General features: G+C 64.8%; 15 protein-coding genes. 5 read left to right on the top strand and 10 right to left on the bottom strand.

Annotated features, from left to right (window positions below; genetic code table 11):
* Window positions 1-44: 44 nt before the first annotated feature.
* Window positions 45-1,451, bottom strand: a complete 1,407-nt coding sequence (locus ACK4FJ_RS13325) for an FAD-binding oxidoreductase (RefSeq protein WP_409767181.1) — start codon at window positions 1,449-1,451, stop codon at window positions 45-47.
* 135 nt (window positions 1,452-1,586) lie between these two features.
* Here ACK4FJ_RS13325 and ACK4FJ_RS13320 point away from each other — a divergent pair, with 135 nt between their 5' ends.
* Window positions 1,587-3,920: an ATP-dependent helicase gene (locus ACK4FJ_RS13320; protein ID WP_409767180.1), complete on the top strand. Its 2,334-nt coding sequence runs from the start codon at window positions 1,587-1,589 to the stop codon at window positions 3,918-3,920.
* Window positions 3,921-3,922: 2 nt separating this feature from the next.
* Entirely contained in the window at window positions 3,923-4,834 is a 912-nt protein-coding gene (locus tag ACK4FJ_RS13315; RefSeq protein ID WP_409767178.1) for a 50S ribosomal protein L11 methyltransferase, read from the top strand.
* Window positions 4,835-4,857: 23 nt separating this feature from the next.
* Here the strand turns inward: ACK4FJ_RS13315 and ACK4FJ_RS13310 are convergent, their stop codons facing one another.
* Both ACK4FJ_RS13310 and ACK4FJ_RS13305 read right to left on the bottom strand, forming a co-directional pair.
* Window positions 4,858-5,358 carry a DUF1127 domain-containing protein gene (locus ACK4FJ_RS13310; RefSeq protein WP_409767177.1) on the bottom strand — a complete coding sequence of 167 codons (501 nt, stop codon included), beginning with the start codon at window positions 5,356-5,358 and terminating at the stop codon, window positions 4,858-4,860.
* A 446-nt stretch (window positions 5,359-5,804) separates the two neighbouring features.
* Window positions 5,805-6,167, bottom strand: coding sequence for a DUF1127 domain-containing protein (locus ACK4FJ_RS13305; protein ID WP_409767176.1), 363 nt, complete (start codon window positions 6,165-6,167; stop codon window positions 5,805-5,807).
* 194 nt (window positions 6,168-6,361) lie between these two features.
* Between ACK4FJ_RS13305 and ACK4FJ_RS13300 the strand changes: the two genes are divergently transcribed.
* Both ACK4FJ_RS13300 and ACK4FJ_RS13295 read left to right on the top strand, forming a co-directional pair.
* A complete protein-coding gene (locus ACK4FJ_RS13300; protein WP_409767175.1) occupies window positions 6,362-8,368 on the top strand; it encodes an aminopeptidase P family protein in 2,007 nt (668 codons plus the stop codon).
* A gap of 102 nt (window positions 8,369-8,470) precedes the next feature.
* Window positions 8,471-9,175, top strand: coding sequence for a ribonuclease activity regulator RraA (locus ACK4FJ_RS13295; protein ID WP_409767174.1), 705 nt, complete (start codon window positions 8,471-8,473; stop codon window positions 9,173-9,175).
* A 4-nt stretch (window positions 9,176-9,179) separates the two neighbouring features.
* On the opposite strand, the gene ACK4FJ_RS13290 is transcribed toward ACK4FJ_RS13295, so the two are convergent.
* Genes ACK4FJ_RS13290 through ACK4FJ_RS13275 form a run of 4 tightly spaced genes read right to left on the bottom strand, consistent with a single transcriptional unit; the run spans window position 9,180 to window position 14,476 of the window.
* Window positions 9,180-9,863, bottom strand: coding sequence for a 3'-5' exonuclease (locus ACK4FJ_RS13290; RefSeq protein ID WP_409767173.1), 684 nt, complete (start codon window positions 9,861-9,863; stop codon window positions 9,180-9,182).
* Window positions 9,864-9,865: 2 nt separating this feature from the next.
* The gene (gene ligA, locus ACK4FJ_RS13285; protein WP_409767172.1) at window positions 9,866-11,971 is read right to left on the bottom strand and encodes an NAD-dependent DNA ligase LigA; all 2,106 of its coding nucleotides are present in this window, start codon (window positions 11,969-11,971) and stop codon (window positions 9,866-9,868) included.
* Window positions 11,972-11,973: 2 nt separating this feature from the next.
* Window positions 11,974-13,656, bottom strand: a complete 1,683-nt coding sequence (gene recN, locus ACK4FJ_RS13280) for a DNA repair protein RecN (protein WP_409767171.1) — start codon at window positions 13,654-13,656, stop codon at window positions 11,974-11,976.
* Window positions 13,657-13,660: 4 nt separating this feature from the next.
* Window positions 13,661-14,476, bottom strand: a complete 816-nt coding sequence (locus ACK4FJ_RS13275) for an outer membrane protein assembly factor BamD (RefSeq protein ID WP_409767170.1) — start codon at window positions 14,474-14,476, stop codon at window positions 13,661-13,663.
* Between the two features lie 609 nt (window positions 14,477-15,085).
* Between ACK4FJ_RS13275 and ACK4FJ_RS13270 the strand changes: the two genes are divergently transcribed.
* Window positions 15,086-15,487, top strand: a complete 402-nt coding sequence (locus ACK4FJ_RS13270; RefSeq protein WP_409767169.1) for a helix-turn-helix domain-containing protein — start codon at window positions 15,086-15,088, stop codon at window positions 15,485-15,487.
* Window positions 15,488-15,567: 80 nt separating this feature from the next.
* On the opposite strand, the gene lpxC is transcribed toward ACK4FJ_RS13270, so the two are convergent.
* From lpxC to ftsA, 3 genes are all read right to left on the bottom strand, one after another.
* The gene (lpxC, locus tag ACK4FJ_RS13265) at window positions 15,568-16,527 is read right to left on the bottom strand and encodes a UDP-3-O-acyl-N-acetylglucosamine deacetylase (RefSeq protein ID WP_409767168.1); all 960 of its coding nucleotides are present in this window, start codon (window positions 16,525-16,527) and stop codon (window positions 15,568-15,570) included.
* A 165-nt stretch (window positions 16,528-16,692) separates the two neighbouring features.
* Window positions 16,693-18,420 (bottom strand): cell division protein FtsZ, encoded by a 1,728-nt coding sequence (gene ftsZ, locus ACK4FJ_RS13260; protein ID WP_409767167.1) that lies wholly within the window; start codon window positions 18,418-18,420, stop codon window positions 16,693-16,695.
* 120 nt (window positions 18,421-18,540) lie between these two features.
* Window positions 18,541-19,782 (bottom strand): cell division protein FtsA, encoded by a 1,242-nt coding sequence (gene ftsA, locus ACK4FJ_RS13255; RefSeq protein WP_409739685.1) that lies wholly within the window; start codon window positions 19,780-19,782, stop codon window positions 18,541-18,543.
* Between the last annotated feature and the right edge of the window lie 2 nt (window positions 19,783-19,784).

Here is a 19,784-nt window from a genome sequence, read left to right as displayed (position 1 = left end):
GGATCAGAAAAGCCAAACCGGCCAGTGTTTTGGCCGGATTTGCTTCAGATACTAAATATCTTGCCCGGGTTCATCAGGTTGTCGGGATCCAGCGCCTTCTTGATCGCGCGCATCACCGCCACCGCCTCGCCATGCTCGGCGGTCAGGTACTTCATCTTGCCGCGGCCGATGCCGTGTTCGCCGGTGCAGGTGCCGTCCATGCGCAGCGCGCGATGCACCAGGCGCTCGTTGAAGGCCTCGATGGTTTCGATCTCGGCCGGATTGTTGCGGTCGAGCACGATGGCGAGGTGGAAATTGCCGTCGCCGACATGGCCGACCAGCGGCGCGGTGAGGCCGGTCTTCACCACATCCTCCTTGGTCTCAAGGATGCATTCGGCCAAACGCGAGATCGGCACGCAGACATCGGTGGCCCAGACCTCGCAGCCCTTGCGCAAAGCCTTCGAAGCATAGGCCGCATCATGGCGCGCCTGCCACAGCTTGGCGCGTTCCTCGGGCTTGGTGGTCCACTGGAAATTGTTGCCGCCATGGTCGGAAGCGATGGACTGCACCATCTCGGCCTGCTCGGCAACCGCGGCCTCGGTGCCGTGGAATTCCAGCATCAGCAGGTTCTGCACCGGCATGTCGAGTTTTGAATATTTGTTGATCGCATCGACCTGCACGTCGTCGAGCAGTTCGATGCGCGCCACCGGGATGCCGGCCTGAATCGTCTGGATCACGGTGTTCACCGCACCTTCCAGGGTGGCAAACGAGCAGATCGCCGAGGACATCGCCTCGGGGATGCCATAGAGCTTCAGGGTGATTTCGGTGATGATGCCGAGCGTGCCTTCCGAGCCGGTGAACAGGCGGGTCAGGTCGTAGCCGGCCGCCGACTTCTTGGCGCGTTTGGAGGTGCGGATGATGCGGCCATCGGCCATCACCACGGTCAGCGCCAGCACGTTTTCGCGCATGGTGCCGTAGCGCACGGCATTGGTGCCACTGGCTCGCGTGGAGACCATGCCGCCGATCGAGGCATTGGCGCCGGGATCGATCGGGAAGAACAGGCCAGTATCGCGCAGGTATTCGTTGAGCTGCTTGCGGGTGACGCCGGGCTGGCAGACCACGTCGAGGTCTTCGGCATTCACCTGCAGCACCTTGTTCATCTGCATCAGGTCGATGCTGATGCCGCCCTGCAGCGCGGTGACATGGCCTTCCAGCGAGGTGCCGGCGCCATAGGGGATGATCGGCAGGCCATGGGCGGCGCAGATCTTCACGATTTCCGAGACTTCCTCGGTGGAATGGGGAAAGGCCACGGCATCGGGCGGGAATGGCGGGTTCCAGGATTCATCGCGGCCATGCTGGTCGCGCACCGCCTGAGCCGTGGTGAGCCGGTCGCCCAGCAGCTGCTTCAGCGCGGCAAGCGCCGTCTCGGTGGCGGCAGGGGTCAGGCGGGGCTGGACGGCGACGGGGGCCATGGCGTTTCTCTCCTTGGAATACCAATAGAGGTAACGCGTTGGCGCAGGCAGGGCAATCGGCAGTGCCTACCGGACATGCTCTGGAGTGAGGCTGTGCGGGTGGCCAGCCCTGCCCCATTGGGCTATGTAGACCCCATGTCCGCCGACCCTTTCGACCTGTCCGGATTCGAGCCGGAAAATAGTCCTCCCGCCGACCCGGCCACGGCTGCGAACCTGCCGCCGCCGGACTGGCTGACGCGGCTGAACGAGGCGCAGGGCGCGGCGGTGAACCAGCTGGACGGCCCGCTGCTGGTGCTGGCCGGCGCCGGCACCGGCAAGACCCGCGTGCTGGTGTCGCGGCTGGCGCATATTCTCTACCGCCGGCTGGCCTGGCCGAGCCAGATTTTGGCCGTCACCTTCACCAACAAGGCGGCGCGCGAGATGCGCGAACGCGTGGAGAAGCTGGTCGGCAACGCGGTCGATGGCCTGTGGCTGGGCACCTTCCACGGCATCGCCAACCGCATCCTGCGCCGCCATGCCGAACTGGTCGGCCTGAAACCGAATTTCACCATCCTGGACGACGACGACCAGCTGCGCCTGATCAAGCAGTTGATCGAGGCGGAGGGCCTGGACGAGAAGCAGGTGCCGCCGCGCCTGCTGAAAGCGCAGTTCGACCGCTGGAAGGATCGCGGCCTCGGGCCGAAAAAAGTCCCCGACAGCGAAAGCGGCTTCGCCGAGGGCAAGGGCGCCGGCCTGTATCGCCAGTATTGCGAACGCCTGCTTCAGCTCAATGCCTGCGATTTCGGCGACCTGCTGCTGCATAACCTGACGCTGTTCAGCGAGCATGCACAGGTGCTGCAGAAATACCAGCACCAGTTCCGCTATATCCTGGTGGACGAATACCAGGACACCAACGTGGCGCAGTATCTGTGGCTTCGGCTGCTGGCACAGACCCATCGCAACATCTGCTGCGTGGGCGACGACGACCAGTCGATCTATGGCTGGCGCGGCGCAGAGGTGGGCAACATCCTGCGCTTCGAGCAGGACTTCCCCGGCGCCAAGATCGTGCGGCTGGAACGCAACTATCGCTCCACGCCGCATATCCTGGGCGCCGCCTCCGGCCTGATCGCCCATAACGAAAGCCGGCTGGGCAAGACGCTGTGGACCGACCTGAACGAGGGCGACAAGGTCATCGTGCAGGGTGTGTGGGACGGCGACGAGGAAGCCCGGCTGGTGGGCGAGGAAATCGAGGCACTGGAGCGCGAGAAGATTTCGCCCAACGAGGTTGCCATCCTGGTGCGCGCCGGCCACCAGACCCGCGCCTTCGAGGAACGCTTCCTTACCATCGGCGTGAAATACCGCGTGGTGGGCGGCCTGCGTTTCTATGAACGCCGGGAAATCCGCGATGCCATCGCCTATTTCCGCGTGCTGATGCAGCCCGATGACGACCTGGCCTTCGAGCGTATCGTCAACGTGCCCAAGCGTGGCCTTGGCGAAAGCACGCTGCAAATGCTGCATAAGGCGGCGCGTGCCGCCGGCAAGTCACTCACGGCCACTCTGCTTCACCTTCTGCAGACCGACGAGATCAAGCCGAAACAGCGCAACACGCTGAAGAAACTGATGGGCGATTTCGAACGCTGGCGCGGCCAGGCGGCCGAACTGCCGCATATGGAAGTGGCCGAGATCATCCTGGAGGAATCCGGCTACATGCAGATGTGGCAGGACGACAAGTCGCCCGAGGCGCCAGGCCGGCTGGAGAACCTGAAGGAACTGATCGGCGCGCTCGCCGAGTTCGAAAATTTCGCCGGCTTCCTCGACCACATCGCCTTGGTGATGGATACCGAGAACAGCGAAGACGCCGAGATGGTTAGCCTGATGACCCTGCATGCGGCGAAGGGCCTGGAATTCGACTATGTGTTCTTGCCCGGCTGGGAAGAAGAGTTGTTTCCCAGTCGCCGCTCGCTGGAAAGCAATGGCACGGCAGGCCTGGAGGAAGAACGACGACTGGCCTATGTGGGCCTGACCCGGGCGCGCAAACGCGCGCATGTCACCTTTGCCGCCAACCGTCGCATCTACAACCAGTGGACATCGGCGATCCCTTCGCGCTTCCTGGATGAACTGCCTGCCGAGCATGTGGAGGTACGCGCGCAGCCCGGCCTGTATCGCGGCAACCAGCGCACCGGCTATATCGGCGGCGGCTTCAGCGAAAACGCGGCCGGCAGTGGCGGCTATCAGGGCACGAGTTGGGATTTCTCGCCGCAATACCCGCGCAGCAAAAGCGGCCTGATCGAGGGCCGTGCCCGCCGCGTGGACGACGACGATATCGTGCAGCGCAGCCCCGACGATGCCGCATTCAATCTCGGCGACCGCGTGTTCCACCTGAAATTCGGTTATGGGAAAATCCGCGCCATCGAGGGCAACAAGCTGCTGATCGGCTTCGAGAAGGCCGGCGAGAAACGCGTGATCGCCTCTTTCGTTGAGAAAGCTTGAGTATGCCGCTCTCCCCCGAATTCTGGTCGGTCGAACTGGATGTGCCGGTCGACCTGGTGCCCGCTGCCGAAGAGATGCTGGGCGACGAGGCTCTGGCGGTCACATCCTATGAAGTGCTGAAACCCGGCGTGGCGGTCAGCCCCGACTGGCGCGTGCAGGTGCTGTTCGATGCGCCGCCGGATCAGAAGCTGTGGCGCAAGCGGCTGGGGGAAATCGCCGATGCCCTGGGCATTCCCGCCGCGATCCGTTTCGACCACCTGCCGGCACAGGATTGGGTGCGCCACACCAACAAGCTGAATGCGCCGATCCACGCCGGACGGTTTTTCCTTTACGGCGCCCATGATGCCGACGCGATTCCGCCGGGCAGTTTAAGCCTGCTGCTGGATGCCGGTCTGGCCTTCGGCACCGGGCGTGCGCCATCGACCTATGGCTGCCTGCTGGCGATCGACGATCTTTGCCGCGTCCGTGCACCGCGCCGCATGCTCGACATGGGCACCGGCTCGGGCGTGCTGGCCATGGCGGCGGCAAAGGCCGGCGCGCGGCAGGTGCTGGCCGCCGATATCGATCCCGTGGCCGTCGCCGTGACGCGCGATAACATCCGGCTGAACGGGTTGAGCGACCGCATCAAAGCGCTGACCGCGAGCCGGCCGGACGATCCGCGGCTGAAGGCCTGCGGCCCCTATGATCTGGTGGTGGCGAATATCCTGGCCGAGCCGCTCTGCCGCATGGCGACAGGCCTGAGCCATCTGGTGGCGCCCGGCGGACATCTGGTGCTGTCGGGCCTGCTGGCGCGCGAGGAGCGCCTCATCGTCGCCCGTTACCGGGCGACGGGACAACACGCTGGCGGGCTCAGCGTCGCGCGGCGCATTCCGCGCGAAGGCTGGCATACCCTGATCTTCCACCGCCGCGGATAACCGCAGCGGGAGGTGCCGTCGCCTCAGGCGGCGACGACTTCCTTCTGCCTCAGCACCTGCACCTTGGCTTCGCCGGCATTCTCGTTAGACGGCTGGCCCGGGCGATAGATATCGCCGGCCACCGCTGCCGGAATGTCGGAACGGCTCAGGCCCATGTCGTGCAGGGTGCGGTCATCCAGGTTGCGCAGTTCGGCTTCCGCCGAGGCGCGCTGAATCGTGGCAGCTACTCGCTTCAGGCCGGCCGCGATCAGATTGCCCAGCGACTGGCCGAACAGGGCGACGCGCAGATCCTTGCGCGGCACGCCCATGGCGATCAGGTCGTCGGCGGTGAAATCGGCCACCTTGCTGGGCGCCGGCTGCGGACCGATCAGGGCCTTGAAGCCGCGCGTCAGGTAAGACGCGATCAGGCGCGCACGGGCACGGCGCGCTTCCATTTCGAGCTGCACGTAATCGGTCAGGCCCAGATAGTGATAGGCCGGGCTGTCGAGGGTGGAGGGCATCTTGTTCAAGCGCGGGGTTTGCATGGCTATCTCCTTACGTTGGATAAGCCGCCCCGGGTGTTCCTCAGCGAGACTGCGTCACTTATGACGCCACCTGTGAACTACGTCAGTATCGCTGCCACATATATTGCGTCGCACCATTTATTTTTGCAAGAGCGAAATGATTAAATTTTTGAGTAATTTCAAAGATGTATAAAAAATAACCCGCTGCCTAATTTTTCCGCCTGCTGATTAATCAAGGCGTTATACGGTGACTTGCGCCGACTCGAAAGCAGCCATGTTACTAACGCATGACGGCGCGGCGCATGCCGGTTTCAGAGGCGGACATAAAAAAACGCGCGGCCTGAGGGCAATGCCCTGGGCCGCGCGTTCTTGTCGGTGACCGGTGCGTCGTCTCCGCTCAGGGGGAGGAGACTTTGGAGACGGACGCGATACTCAGCCGGTACCGGCGGGGAGGAACTCTTGCCGCTTTAGGCCGCTTCGCGCGGCACCAGACGGGTCACCTTGGCGGTGGCGACGTTCTCGTTCACATGGGCGACCGGGGCCGGACGCTCGATCAGGCCTGCCACGGCGGCCGGAATCTGCGAGCGGCTGAGGCCGATATCGCGCAGCATGGTGTCGTCGAGGTTGTTCAACTCTTCCATGGCGCGACGCTGGTCGAGATGGGCCTTCACGCGGGCGGCGACGCCCTTCAGGGCGGTCCAGCCACCGACGATCAGGTTGGCAAGGGCTTCGGCGCGGATACGACGCGCATAGGCCTCGATCTCGGCGGCGCTCATGGGCGCCAGGTTGGCCGGGATGGCAAAAGCGGTCTGGGTGCGCAGGGTGTTCATGGTAGTCTCCGTTCTGTGGTCCGGGCTTCTCTGTGCATCGCGGCCACGGGCAGAATATTGCACTGCACCTATGAAAAAACAATGACTTACCCATGATTGTTTGCTTACGCAGTATTGCAGAAACTGCATAGCTTGGTCTGGACGAACGCCCCGCGCCGCCCCATAATTTCAAAGACACAGCAACGGGTTATCCCATGACACTGCATCAGCCAGGCCCGCTATCCGCCCTCACCGCCGGTCTGCCGCCCGTGCTTACAAATTGGTTACGTGGAATCGCCGCAGCGCCGCGGATCTTCGACGGCTTTCCCGGCCTCGCCCTGCTGCCGGCCGATGCCGCCCTGCCCGCCGACAAGGCCGCGGCCCTGGTGGCCGAACTGGCTGCACGCTTTGCGGCCGCCATCGAAGACCGTACCGCCGTGGCCGGCCGTCTGGCGAGTTTACGCGCCGAACTGGCCAAGCGCGGGCTGGCGGGTGTGATCGTGCCGCTGACCGACGAATACCAGAGCGAATATGTGCCGCTGCGCGCCCAGCGCCTGAGCTGGCTGACCGGCTTCACCGGTTCGGCGGGGCTGGCCATCGTGCTGGCCGAGAAGGCAGCGATCTGGAGCGACGGCCGCTATACCCTGCAGCTCAGCCAGCAGGTGGATGGCGCGCTGTTCGAGCGCCTGCACAGCATCGACAATCCGCCGGCCGACTGGGTGAAGGCCAACATGAAGGCCGGTGAAAAACTGGCTTACGATCCCTGGCTGCATGTCGAAGACGGCGTGAAGCGTTTCGCCGCCGCCTGTGAAACGGCCGGAGCCACCTTGGTGGCAGCCGAGGGCAATCCCATCGACGCGGTCTGGGCCGACCAGCCGCCGCCCCCGCTGGGCCCGGTGGCGATCCAGCCGACCGACCTGGCCGGTCGCAGCGCCGCCGAGAAACGCGCCGAGATCGCCGCCGCCATCAAAGCGCGCGGCGCAGATGCCGTGGTACTGACCCTGCCGGAATCGATTGCCTGGTTGCTGAACATCCGTGGCAGCGACGTGCCGCATACCCCTCTGCCACTCTCCATGGCCGTGCTGGATGCGACTGGCGGCGTCGATCTCTATATCGATGACCGCAAGCTGGACGATGCCGTGCGCCGGCATTTAAGCGATGTGCGGCTGCATGGACCGGATGATTTCCCCGCCGCGCTCGCAGCCCTTGGCCGCGGCAAGAAGGCCGTGCAGGTCGACCCGGCCACCAGCGGCATCTTTGTGCTGCAGGCACTGGAACAGGCGGGCGCGAAACTGATCCGCGCCGAGGATCCCTGCCTGCTGCCGAAAGCCTGCAAGACGCAGGCTGAACTGGATGGCACTCGCGCCGCCCATCGCCGCGACGGCGCCGCCATCACGCGGTTCCTCGCCTGGCTGGACCGGCAGACGGCGAAAGGCGTTGTGGTCGACGAGATCGGCGCGGCAGACAAACTGCAGAGTTTCCGCCGGCTGGATAACGGCCTGCGCGACCTGTCGTTCAGCACCATTTCCGGGGCTGGACCCAACGGTGCCATCGTGCATTACCGCGTCACCAAGGCCACCAATCGCAACCTGGAAAGCGGCAGCCTCTATCTGGTCGATTCCGGCGGTCAGTATCCCGATGGCACCACCGACATCACCCGCACGGTCGCCATCGGCACGCCGACGGAGGAGATGCGCGACCGTTTCACCCGCGTCCTCAAAGGCCATATCGCCATCGCGACGGCGAAATTCCCCGAAGGCACCGCCGGCCAGCAGCTCGATGCCCTGGCACGCAAACCGCTATGGGAAATCGGGCTGGACTACGACCACGGCACCGGCCATGGCGTCGGCAGCTTCCTGTCGGTGCATGAAGGCCCGCAGCGCATCGCCAAGGCCGGCAGCGCGGTGCCGCTGAAGCCCGGCATGATCGTTTCCAACGAGCCGGGTTATTACAAGACCGGGGCCTATGGCATACGCATCGAGAATCTGGTCGCCGTGCGCGTCGAGACCGAGAAGGCGGAAAATGGCAAACGCTGGCTCGGCTTCGAGACACTGACCCGCGCACCCATCGACCGCCGCCTGATCGACCTCGGCCTGCTGACACCGGCCGAGGTGGCCTGGATGGATGCCTATCATGCGCTGGTCTGGCACGACATCGCGCCGCTGCTGGACGACGAGACGCGCGCCTGGCTGAAACAGGCGACGGCTCCATTGGGGGCCTGAAGGTTTGATTCAGCGCAAGCGGGCCCGGAAAATTCCATCCGCCTGCTTGCCAGTCCTGCCCCGCCCTGCCTAGCCTGTCGTCCCCTGCAAGGAGAGACGACGATGCTGGATGCGCGGATCAAGGCGGCCCTGGAACTGGTCACGACGGCGACGCTGACCACCGTTCTGCTCAAGAAGGGCCTGCGGAACGTCTGGCTGCGCGGCGCCAAGCCGCTGACGCAGCAGGACAGGCGCATCGTCGGCGAAGCCTTCACGCTGCGCTTCGTGCCGGCGCGCGAAGACCTCGCCACACCGGCCAGTTGGGCCTCCCCGCGCAGCACGCGCGGCGCCATCGAGGATATGCCGGAAGGCTGCATCGCCGTGGTGGATGCCATGGGCATCAAGGATGCCGGCATCTTCGGCGACATTCTCTGCGCCCGCATGCAGAAACGCGGCGTGGCTGCCCTGGTCACCGATGGCGTGGTGCGCGACGGCGCCGGCGTGATCGGCACGGGCCTACCAGTCTGGTGCGATGGCGTGGCGGCGCCGCCCAGCGTGGCCGGGCTGACGTTCGTGAACTGGCAGGAACCGATCGGCTGCGGCGGCGTGGCGGTATTTCCCGGCGACGTGATCGTGCTGGATGGCGACGGCGCGGTGCTGATCCCGCAGGCTCTCGTGACCGAGGTGACAGCGGAAGCCGTGGAGCAGGAAAAGCTGGAAACCTGGATCATGGGCGAAGTCGATAAAGGCACGCCGCTGCCCGGCCTCTATCCGCCCAATGCCGAAACCAAGGCCCGCTATGAGGCCGAGATGAAGAAGGGCGGCTGAACTTTCACCGCAACCACGGTGGCGGGCGGTGACGACGGAAGGCTGAACGCCGTTCCGCCGCTGACGAACAGGCTTCGTGGTATCCCGGCTCCAGCCGGCCGGGCCTGATTCCAAAACGCGTCAGCAGGTCCGTCAGGTCGGCGCTGCCTGCCTCCTGCATGGCGCGCAGGGCAATGCCGGCGCAGGCCGCCGCGTCGCTGTCGGCCGTATGATGCTGCAGGTCGAGGCCAAGGTGCGCGGCCATGTTGCCGAGCCCGTGGCTCGACAGATCAGGCCAGGCCGCGCGCGCGATCTTCACCGTGCAGAGATAAGAAAGAGTCGGCTGCGCCAGATCGTAATGCTTCAGCGCCGCGCGCAACACACCAATGTCGAATGGCGCGTTATGGGCCAGCAGCAATGGCGTGGCTTCCAGATGCGGCAGCAATTCCTCCCACACGGAAGGGAATTCCGGCTCGAATTCCACGTCATGGGGCTGGATGCCGTGGATGCTGACATGCCAGGGATCGAAGCGCATGTCATGCGGCCGGATCAGGCGATGGGCGGTATGGGTCACCCGCCCACCGGCGACCCAGGCCAGGCCGATCGAGCAGATGCTGCCCGGACTATGGCTCGCGGTTTCGAAATCCAGCGCGATGGCGGAAGCGCCGGCAACGACATCAAGAGACGGAATCGCCTGCTGCACCAGCATGATCAGCCGCCGATCAGCGCAAGCCACTCGTCTTCGGTGAGCACCGCAACGCCATGTTTCTGCGCCTCGGCCAGTTTGCTACCCGCACCGGGGCCGGCCACCACGTAGTCGGTCTTTTTCGAAACCGAGCCGGCCACCTTGGCACCCAGGCTGAGTGCGCGCGCCTTGGCTTCGTCGCGGGTGAAACGTTCCAGCGAGCCGGTGAACACCACGGTTTTGCCGGCCACCGGCGAATCCTGCGCCGGCTTTTCCGGTGGCACGACTTCGGTCAGCTCTTTCAGCAGATGGTCGATCACCGCGCGGCTATGTCGGCGGGTGGCGAAGGTGACGATGGCATCGGCCACCACGTCGCCCATCTTGTCGATGCTGTTGAGATCGCCCCAGGCCTCGCCCTCGCGGTCCTTCGCCGCATCCATCGCCTCCAGCCAGGCCTGCGGCGTGCCGTAATGCATCGCCACCAGCCGGGCGCGTTCCTGCCCGACATGGCGGATGCCCAGGGCATGCACGAAACGGTCGAAACCGATCACCCGGCGCTGCTCGATGGCCACCATCAGTTTGGCCACCGATGTTTCGCCGAATCCTTCCTTGCGCTGCAGGTCGTTTGCATGGCGGTGCAGGCGGAAGATGTCGGCCGGTTCCTTCAGCCAGCCCCATTCGAAAAAGGCGGCGATCTGCTTCTCGCCCAGTCCCTCGATATCGAAGGCGTTGCGCGACACGAAATGCCGCAGGCTTTCCACCGCCTGGGCCGGACAGCTGATGCTGCCGGTGCAGCGGCGCACCGCGTCCTCCACGCCCGATTTCGGATCGGCTTCGCGTTCGGCCGGCGCGCCGCAGACGGGACAGTGGGTGGGAAACTCGAACGGCGCGGCTTCCTTGGGGCGACGCTCCAGCACCACGGCGACGATCTGCGGAATCACGTCGCCGGCGCGCTGCACGATCACGGTGTCGCCGATGCGCACGTCCTTGCGGGCGATCTCGTCCTCATTATGGAGCGTGGCATTCGAGACCAACACGCCCCCGACATTCACGGGCCTGAGCTTGGCCACCGGTGTGAGCGCGCCGGTACGGCCGACCTGGATGTCGATATTCTCCAGGATGGTCTGGGCCTGCTCGGCCGGGAATTTATGGGCGATGGCCCAGCGGGGCGAACGGCTGATGAAGCCCAGCCGCTCCTGCCAGTCCAGCCGGTCCACCTTGTAGACCACGCCGTCGATATCGAAAGCCATGGTAGCGCGCTGGGCAGCGACCTTGCGGTAATAGGCTATCAGCTCCTCGAAGCTGTGACAGGCCTGCACCGGATCGTTCAGCGTGAAGCCCCAGTCGGCCAGCCTCGCGCGCGCTTCCTGCATCGTCTTGCCGAGCGGCGCGGAAACCTCGCCCCAGTAATAGCCAAAGAATCGCAGCGGTCGCTGGGCGCTGATCCTGGCATCAAGCTGGCGCAGGCTGCCGGCGGCGGCATTGCGCGGATTGGCGAAGATCTTGGCGCCGGCCTTTTCCTGCGCTTCGTTCAACGCCAGGAAATCCTGGCGCGTCATATAGACTTCGCCGCGCACCTCCAGCACATCGGGCCAGCCCTTGCCATGCAGTTTGTGCGGCACGCCATGCTTGAGCGTCAGGATATTGGCGGTGACGTCCTCGCCTTCCTGGCCATCGCCGCGCGTCGCCGCCCGCACCAGCTCGCCATTCTCGTAGCGCAGGCTGGCTGACAGGCCATCGATCTTCGGTTCGGCGATCAGGGTGAGGTCGTCGTTGGTTTTCAGGTTGAGGAAGCGGCGGATACGACCGAGGAAATCGGCAACGTCTTCCTCGGCGAAGGCATTGTCGAGCGACAGCATCGGCTTGGCATGGCGCACCTTGGCAAAACCCGCCGCTGGCGCGGCGCCGACCCGGCTGGATACGCCGCCCAGCGTGGCGAGATCGGGAAACTGTGCCTCGATCTCCAGCAGGCGACGCTTCATCGCGTCGTAATCGGCATCCGAGATGACCGGCGCATCCTGCTGATGATAGCGCTTGTCGTGCTCGGCGATTTCCTGTTCCAACCGGGCATGCTCCAGCCTGGCCTGGCGCGGCCCCAGCTCTGCCACCGGCTTGGCGCGCTGGCGGCTCATGGTCAGCCCTCCTGCCCAGCCAGCAGGCTGTCGGCCGCGGCGCGGGCCGCGTCGGTGACCGTCGCGCCGGCCAGCATGCGGGCGATTTCCTCGCGCCGTTCGGAGGCCTGCAGCGGTGCGACCTCGGTGAGCGTCGTACGGTTCTTCGCCGCGCCGGTCTCGCGCTTGGCGATGCGCCAGTGATGGCTGCCCTTGGCGGCCACCTGCGGCGAATGGGTGACCACCAGCACCTGGACGCGCTCGGCCAGGCGGGCCAGACGCTGGCCCACGGCGGCGGCCGTCGCACCGCCGACACCGCGATCCACCTCGTCGAAGATCAGCGTGCCGGCCGAACCGCGGCCGGCCAGCACGACTCGCAGGGCCAGCATGAAGCGGCTGAGTTCACCGCCCGAGGCGATCTTGGCCAATGAGCCCGGCGCGGTGCCCTGGTTGGTACTGGCCAGGAACTGCACGCGGTCGGCGCCTTCGGCGCTCCATTGCTCGGGCGGCAGCGCCTCGACCGATGTGGAGAATTTGGCGGCGCCGAGTTTCAAGGGGGCGAGTTCCGCCGCCACCGCCTTGTCGAGCTTGGCGGCCGCCTTGCGGCGTGCGGCAGAGATGGTCTCGGCTTTCGCCTGATATGCTGTCTTGGCGGCGGCGGCGGCCTTTTCCAGTTTACCCAGGCTGGCCGCCTGGTTGTCGATCAGCGCCAGACGTTCGGCGAAGCGGTCGGCCATGGCAGCCAGATCATCGACCGCGACATTATGTTTACGCGCGGCGGCGCGCAGGGCGAACAGCCGCTCTTCCACCTTGTCGAGCCGCTGCGGGTCAAGATCGAGGTCGCGTGCCGTACGATCCAGCGCCGAGGCCAGTTCGCCGGCCTGCAGCAGCACCTGATCGGCCTGGGCGATCACGGCATCCAGCTTGCCGCCCGCCTTCTCGGCCACGCGTTCCAGCGCCCGCAGGCAGGCACGCAGGCGCGCATCCACGCCGCCGCCCTGTTCCAGCGCGCCCTGTGCCTCCTGCATGGCCGCGGCCAGTTTCTCGCCAGCCTGCAGCATGCTGCGCTGCTGCGCCAGTTCCTGCTCCTCGCCCGGTTTAGGCGACAACTCCTGCAGTTCGTTCACCACATGGCGCAGGAAATCCTCTTCGCGTCGCGCCTGTTCGGCGGTCTGCGCCGCATCAATCAGGGCCTTCTCGGCATCGCGCATCGCCTGATAGGCATCGCGCAGGCCGCTTACGTCCTTTTCCAGCCCGGCATATTCATCCAGCAGGGCGCGATGGATGGTGGCATCCGTCAGGCCCTGTTCGTCATTCTGGCCGTGGATTTCCACCAGCGTATCGCCCAGGCGGCGCAGCAGGGCGACACTGATGGGCTGGTCGTTCACGAAGGCGCGGCTCTTGCCGTCGGCGCCGACCACACGGCGCAGCACCAGTTCGTCGGCGGCATCGAGGCCCTGTTCGGTCAGGATGGCGTGGGCGGGATGTTTGGCGGGCAGGTCGAACACGGCCGAGACCACACCCTGGCCTGCGCCATTGCGTACCAGGCCGGCATCGGCGCGGCGGCCAAGCGCGAGACCAAGAGCATCGAGCAGAATGGATTTGCCGGCGCCGGTTTCGCCGGTCAGCACGCCGAGGCCGTCGCCACAGGCCAGATCGAGCCGCTCGATCAGCACGATGTCGCGGACGCTCAGGCCGGTCAGCATGGCGTCAGAAAATCGAATTCCAGGTGCGGCTGAACCAGCCCTTGTCGTCACCTTCGGCCGACTTGGCGCCGGGCACGGTCTGCCCTGTCACCAGGGTATAGGTGTCGACATACCATTCGCTGCCCGGATAATTGTAACCAAGCACGGCGGCCACATTCTGCGCCTCGTCCAGCACGCCGAGCGACATATACGCCTCGGCCAAGCGATGCAGCGCTTCCGGCACATGGGTGGTGGTCTGGTATTTCTCGACCACCGCACGGAAGCGGTTGATCGCAGCGATCTGCTGACCTGAACGCAGGTAATACCGACCGATGGTCATTTCCTTGCCCGCGAGGTGATCGCGTGTCAGGTCGATTTTCAGGCGGGCGTCGCGCGCATATTCGCTGTTCGGATAGCGGCGCACCACTTCTTCCAGCGCGCTCAGCGCCTGCTGGGTAATCTTCTGGTCGCGGCCGACATCGGTGATCTGTTCATAATAACAGATCGCCAGCAGATAATATGCGTAGGGCGTTTCCTTGCTGCCGGGATGCAACTGGATGAAGCGGTCGGCCGCCGAAATCGCATCGGTATAGGCATTCCTCTGGTAGTAGGAATAAGCCGCCATCAGCTGGGCCTTGGTCGCCCAGACTGAATAGGGATGCTGCCGTTCGACCTCATCGAAACCCCGGGCCGCCGCCTCCCATTCCCCCGCTGCCATGGCATCCATGGCAACGTTGTAGAGTTCCTCGACCGGGCGCTCGACATAGGGTGGATCCTTGGCTCCGCCGCAGGCCGACAGGACCAGCACGAGAACAAAGGGCAGAAGCAGTTTGGCCGCCATGCTTTTCCGATCCGGTGTCCGGTTCGGGACCGGGGCGGCAAGATCGCGGCGCGCGGAAGGCACAACCCGCGACGAATCCAATCGGCGAAGCATCGGCATGGCGGAATTCTGTCGCATGGGGGCCTGTGAAAATCAAGGTTGCCGCCTGATTCGGCCACCTGCTTCGGGATAACTCCCTGCCAGGCTACGCCTTTGGGATAGCCCTCAAGGCTTCCGCCGCCTATGTATGCAATATTCCTGAAGTTTTTTCCGGGCAATACAACCTATACTTCTGAACGATTTCCACTATCTGTAAATTCTCGTATTAGAGGTATCACACCCGGTTTCGGACAGTTTCCATATAGGTTTAATCGCGCGCCGCGAGTAGCGCCGGCCCGAAAGACGGCTAGAATAGGCCAAGCGTTCAATCAGGGTACGGATGGGTCTACCTCCTCCCCCTGACCGCCACAACCGGCGGGCTGGATCGTTGTCCAGTAAGACAGTAATCCAGTGATACAGTCGTCATGTGACGGATGTCGCCTGACGAAGGTTAAAGAGCACAGGGCGCCGGCTTTGGCCGGCCTACAGTATCCAAGGCCGGTTCGCCCGGCCCCGCCATGAGGTGAGACTATGGGCAAGATCGCAACGCGTGTTGATGAATATGTCGGCGAGCGGATTCGCGCCCGCCGTACGGAACTCGGCCTGACCCAGGAAGAACTTGCGAACTCGCTGAAGATTTCCTATCAGCAGGTTCAGAAATACGAAACCGGCGCCAATCGCGTCAGCGCCGGCCGTCTGTTCGAGATCGCCCAGCGCCTGCAGGTCGATATGGCCTATTTCTTCGAGGGCCTGGAAGCCAAGCTGGAAAGCAAGCCACTGGAACATGGCGGCAAGAACCGCTCGACCATCGAACTGGTCCGCAATTTCAGCGATATCGAGGACACCACGATCCGCTCGGCGGTGGCTGGCCTGATCAAGAGCATCGCCAGCCGCTACAAGGACGAGGAAGAGGCAGCCACCGCTGCCGACTGAAGCCTGACCATTATCGAGACATGAAAAAGCCCCGCATAAGCGGGGCTTTTTTTTGTGGCCGGTTTTTTGGTTGCCGGATATCAGAGCGCGGCTTCTGCGACCGCCGCAGGACGCTGGCGCAGGCCGGAATCCACAGCCGGCATCAGGCGCGCGGTATCGCGGCCCTTGGCATGGGTCGTCCAGGCATAGGCGCTTTGATCGGCGAACAGCGTCTTGAGCAGCTTGTTGTTCAGCGCGTGGCCGGAGCGGCGGCCTTCGTAGCGGCCGATGATCGGCGCGCCGGCCAGATAGAGATCGCCCAGCGCATCGAGAATCTTGTGGCGCACGAATTCGTCGTCGTAGCGCAAGCCATCGTCGTTCAGGATACGGTCGTGGCCGAGTACCACGGCATTCTCCAGCGAACCGCCACGGGCGAGGCCCATGGAACGCAGCTGCTCGACTTCCTGTACGAAACCGAAGGTGCGCGCGCGGGCGATATCGGCCTTGAAACGGCCCGGTTCCAGCTGGAACTCGGCACTCTGGCGACCGATCATCTGATTGGCGAATTCGATCTCGAAATCGATGGTGAAGCCGTCATCGGCATGGAGCGCGGCGCTGGCGTTGCCCTCGCTCACCCGGATGCTCTTCAGCACCTTCAGGTAACGGCGCGCCGCCACCTGCTCGATCACGTCGGCACATTCGATCAGGAACACGAAGGGCGCCGAGGAGCCATCCATAACAGGAACTTCAGGACCATCGATGTCGATCAGCACATTGTCGACGCCCATGCCCGAAAGGGCGGCCATCAGATGCTCGACGGTGCCGACCGACACACCTTCGCCAGCGGCAACGGTGGTGCACATGCGCAGATCGGTGACCTGGTCGAAACGGGCGCGGATCAGCGGCTGGCCGGGCAGATCGGTACGGCGGAACACCACACCGGTATCCGGCGCCGCCGGATTCAGCACCATATGGACCCTGGCGCCGCTATGCAGGCCGATACCCGAGCACTTGATGCGGTTCTTCAGCGTCTTCTGGGCGATTTTACCAGCGGTGAGCACGCATCGAACTCCTTGAACCGAAATGGCGAATCGGGTGACCCGCGCAAAAACAAAACCGGGGATGGTTGTACCAACCACCCCCGGCAACAACAAATCACTCTGTGTTTCGAACTGTAACGCCGCCGATACCTATTAAATCATTGTATCAGCTGTACTTTTTAACCCTCAATTGGCCTGTCGGCGCAGGAAGGCCGGAATGTCCAGCAGATCATCCTGCGGTCGGCTTTGAACCGGACGTTCGGCGGTCGCCATCAGGCCCAGGTCGGCCTGGCGCGGTGCCTCGGTGCGGGTGACGGTCGGCGTCGCAACAGCCGGAGCGGCCGGAGCCTGCGGCGTCGGAGCCTGAACGCGGGTGAACTGCGGTTCGGCCTGGCGCATCGGGGCCGGTTCGGCATCGGCGGCGCGGCCACGGGCCACACCGGTGATGCGGTCGAACAGGCTGGCCTTTTTCTTCGGCTCGGCCGGCTTGTTGACCATGTCAGCTTCAGCGAAGGGGTCGGGCTGACGCATCGCTTCCGGCGCGCGGGTCGGCAGCGGCTGGGCCGCCGGCGGCACGAATTGCGGTGCCGCAGCCTGCGCGTCGGCCAACTGGGCGGCAAACGGCCGCGCGGCCGGCTCGACAGCCGGCGTGGCGGCGACCGCAGCAGCGGGCTGGGCCACCGGCTGGGCAACAGGCGCGAACTGCACTTCCGGCAGCTCGGCCGGTGCCGGCAGCTCGATGCTGGCTTCCATCGCGGCGGGCGCGGCTTCCGGCATGGCCAGTGCCGTGGCGCCGGCCGTCATCGGCTGGGTCGCCATGGTGGCGGCAGGCTGCATGGCCGGTGCCTGGGCCGGGCGCGGCATGGCGCCGAAAGCGATCGGCTTGGCCTGCGGCGGCGTCACCAGACGCAGCGAGGGGCTGGTCTGCGGCTGCGGCATCTGCTGCGCGGCGGCATCGATGCCGGTGGCAACCACCGAAACCCGCATCTTGCCCTGCATGTTCTGGTCCAGCGTCGAGCCGACGATAATATTGGCCTCGGGATCGACTTCCTCGCGGATGCGGTTGGCGGCTTCGTCCACCTCGAACAGGGTGAGGTCCGGCCCGCCGGTGATGTTGATCAGCACGCCGCGAGCGCCCTTCATCGAGATGTCGTCCAGCAGCGGGTTGGCAATCGCCCGCTCCGCCGCCTCGATGGCACGATGCTCACCATCGGCCTCGCCGGTTCCCATCATCGCCTTGCCCATCTCGCTCATCACCGAGCGGACATCGGCGAAATCGAGGTTGATCAGGCCAGGCATGACCATCAGGTCGGTGATGCCGCGCACGCCCGACTGCAGGACATTGTCGGCCATCTTGAAGGCATCGGCAAACGTGGTCTTCTCGTTGGCCACCCGGAACAGGTTCTGGTTCGGGATGATGATCAGGGTATCGACATACTGCTGCAGTTCGCGGATGCCGGCCTCGGCCAGTTTCATGCGCTGGCTGCCCTCGAACGAGAAGGGCTTGGTCACCACGCCAACAGTCAGGATGCCCATTTCCTTGGCCGCCCGGGCGATGACAGGGGCGGCCCCGGTGCCAGTGCCACCGCCCATGCCGGCGGCGACGAAGGCCATGTGGCTGCCCTGCATGTGTTCCAGGATCTGGTCGAGCGATTCTTCAGCAGCACCCCGGCCCACATCAGGCTTGGCACCGCAGCCCAGGCCCTGGGTCAGCGACACGCCCAGCTGGATCCGGCGCTCGGTGAGCGACATGTTCAGCGCCTGCGCGTCGGTATTGGCGGCGACGAATTCGACACCCTCGAGCTGGGCGGCGATCATGTTGTTGACGGCATTGCCGCCGGCGCCGCCAACGCCGAAAACGACGATGCGGGGCTTCAGCTCCCGCGTGGCCGGCATGGTGAGATTGATACCCATGTTCTCCTCCAGGGTTAACTGTTGCAATGACCAAAGTCGCGTTGCGATGCAAGCGACAATGCAAAAACCGCGTGGATGCTGGTTGTTTTGAATGCTGTGTTCATCGTCTTTGCCACTCGGTTAGAAATTGGCCCGCAACCAGCGGCCGATTCGTGAAATCGCGCCGTTGGGTGCGGGCTCTGGTTCGGGCAGGCGGATGGTGCGTTCAGCCGCCTGCTGTTGCGCATAAGAGAGAAGGCCGGCGCAGGCCGAGAAGGCCGGACCGCCGGTTGCTTCGGCCAGGCCGCCGACTCGGATCGGCCGGCCCAGTCGCACCTGCTTGTCGAGAATACGGGCCGCGAGTTCGCGAACGCCCTGCAGCTGGCTGGCACCGCCGGTCAGCACGACGCGGCGCCCGGCCAGCTTCTCGAATCCCGATTGCGCGAGTCGCTCGCGCACCTGTTCCAGCGTCTCTTCCAGACGCGGCTTGATGATGCCGGTGAGAATCGAACGCGGCACCTGGTTATGGGCGTGGTCGTCGGTCTCGCCCACCTGCGGCACATCTATGGTTTCGGTATCGTCGGAGGGGCTGGGCAGAACCGTGCCGTAAAGCGTCTTGAGCCGCTCGGCATGGGCCAGCGGCGTGGAAAGCCCGCGCGCGATGTCGTTGGTGACATGGCCGCCGCCCAGCGGGACGACATCCACATGGACCAACTGGCCGTCATAGAACACCGCCAGGCTGGTGGTACCGCCGCCCATATCGAGCAGGGTGACGCCGAGATCCATCTCGTCCTCGACCAGGCAGGCCAGGCCGGAGGCGAATGGCGCGACGATGCGGCCGGCGATGCGCAGATGACCACGGGCGACGCAGGTGGCCAAGTTGCGCAGCGGACCGGAACCGGCAGTGATGACATGCATGTTCACGCCCAGCCGCTCGCAGGCCATGCCGCGCGGATCCTTGATGCCGCGCGAACCGTCGATGGTGTAGCCGACCGGGATGGAATGGACGATCTCGCGGTCGCCGGGATGTTCGTGCCGGCGACCCTGGTCGAGCACGAGAGCTACGTCATGCTCGGTCACCTCGTGGCCCGCCAGGTCGACCTCGACGCCGACGCTGTGCGACTGCGGATTGCCGGCATTCACGCTGACATAGACGTCGCGGATGGTTTCGCCGCACATGCGCTCGGCGGTTTCGACCGCGGCACGGATCGATTGCTCGGCGCCATCCATGTCGATCACGTTGCCGTTGCGCAGGCCGCGCGAGAGCTGGTGCCCGATGCCGATCACCCGCAGGGTGCCGCCATCGGCGCGGGCGATGAAGCAGCAGACCTTGGACGACCCCACATCCAGGGCAGCGATCAATCCATTACGCGACACAGCCATGG

This window comes from Ferrovibrio sp. (genome assembly GCF_046297595.1).
Taxonomy (GTDB): Bacteria; Pseudomonadota; Alphaproteobacteria; order Ferrovibrionales; family Ferrovibrionaceae; genus Ferrovibrio.
Note: the sequence above shows the minus strand (reverse complement) of the source record. Positions and strands in the feature narration are given on the sequence as shown.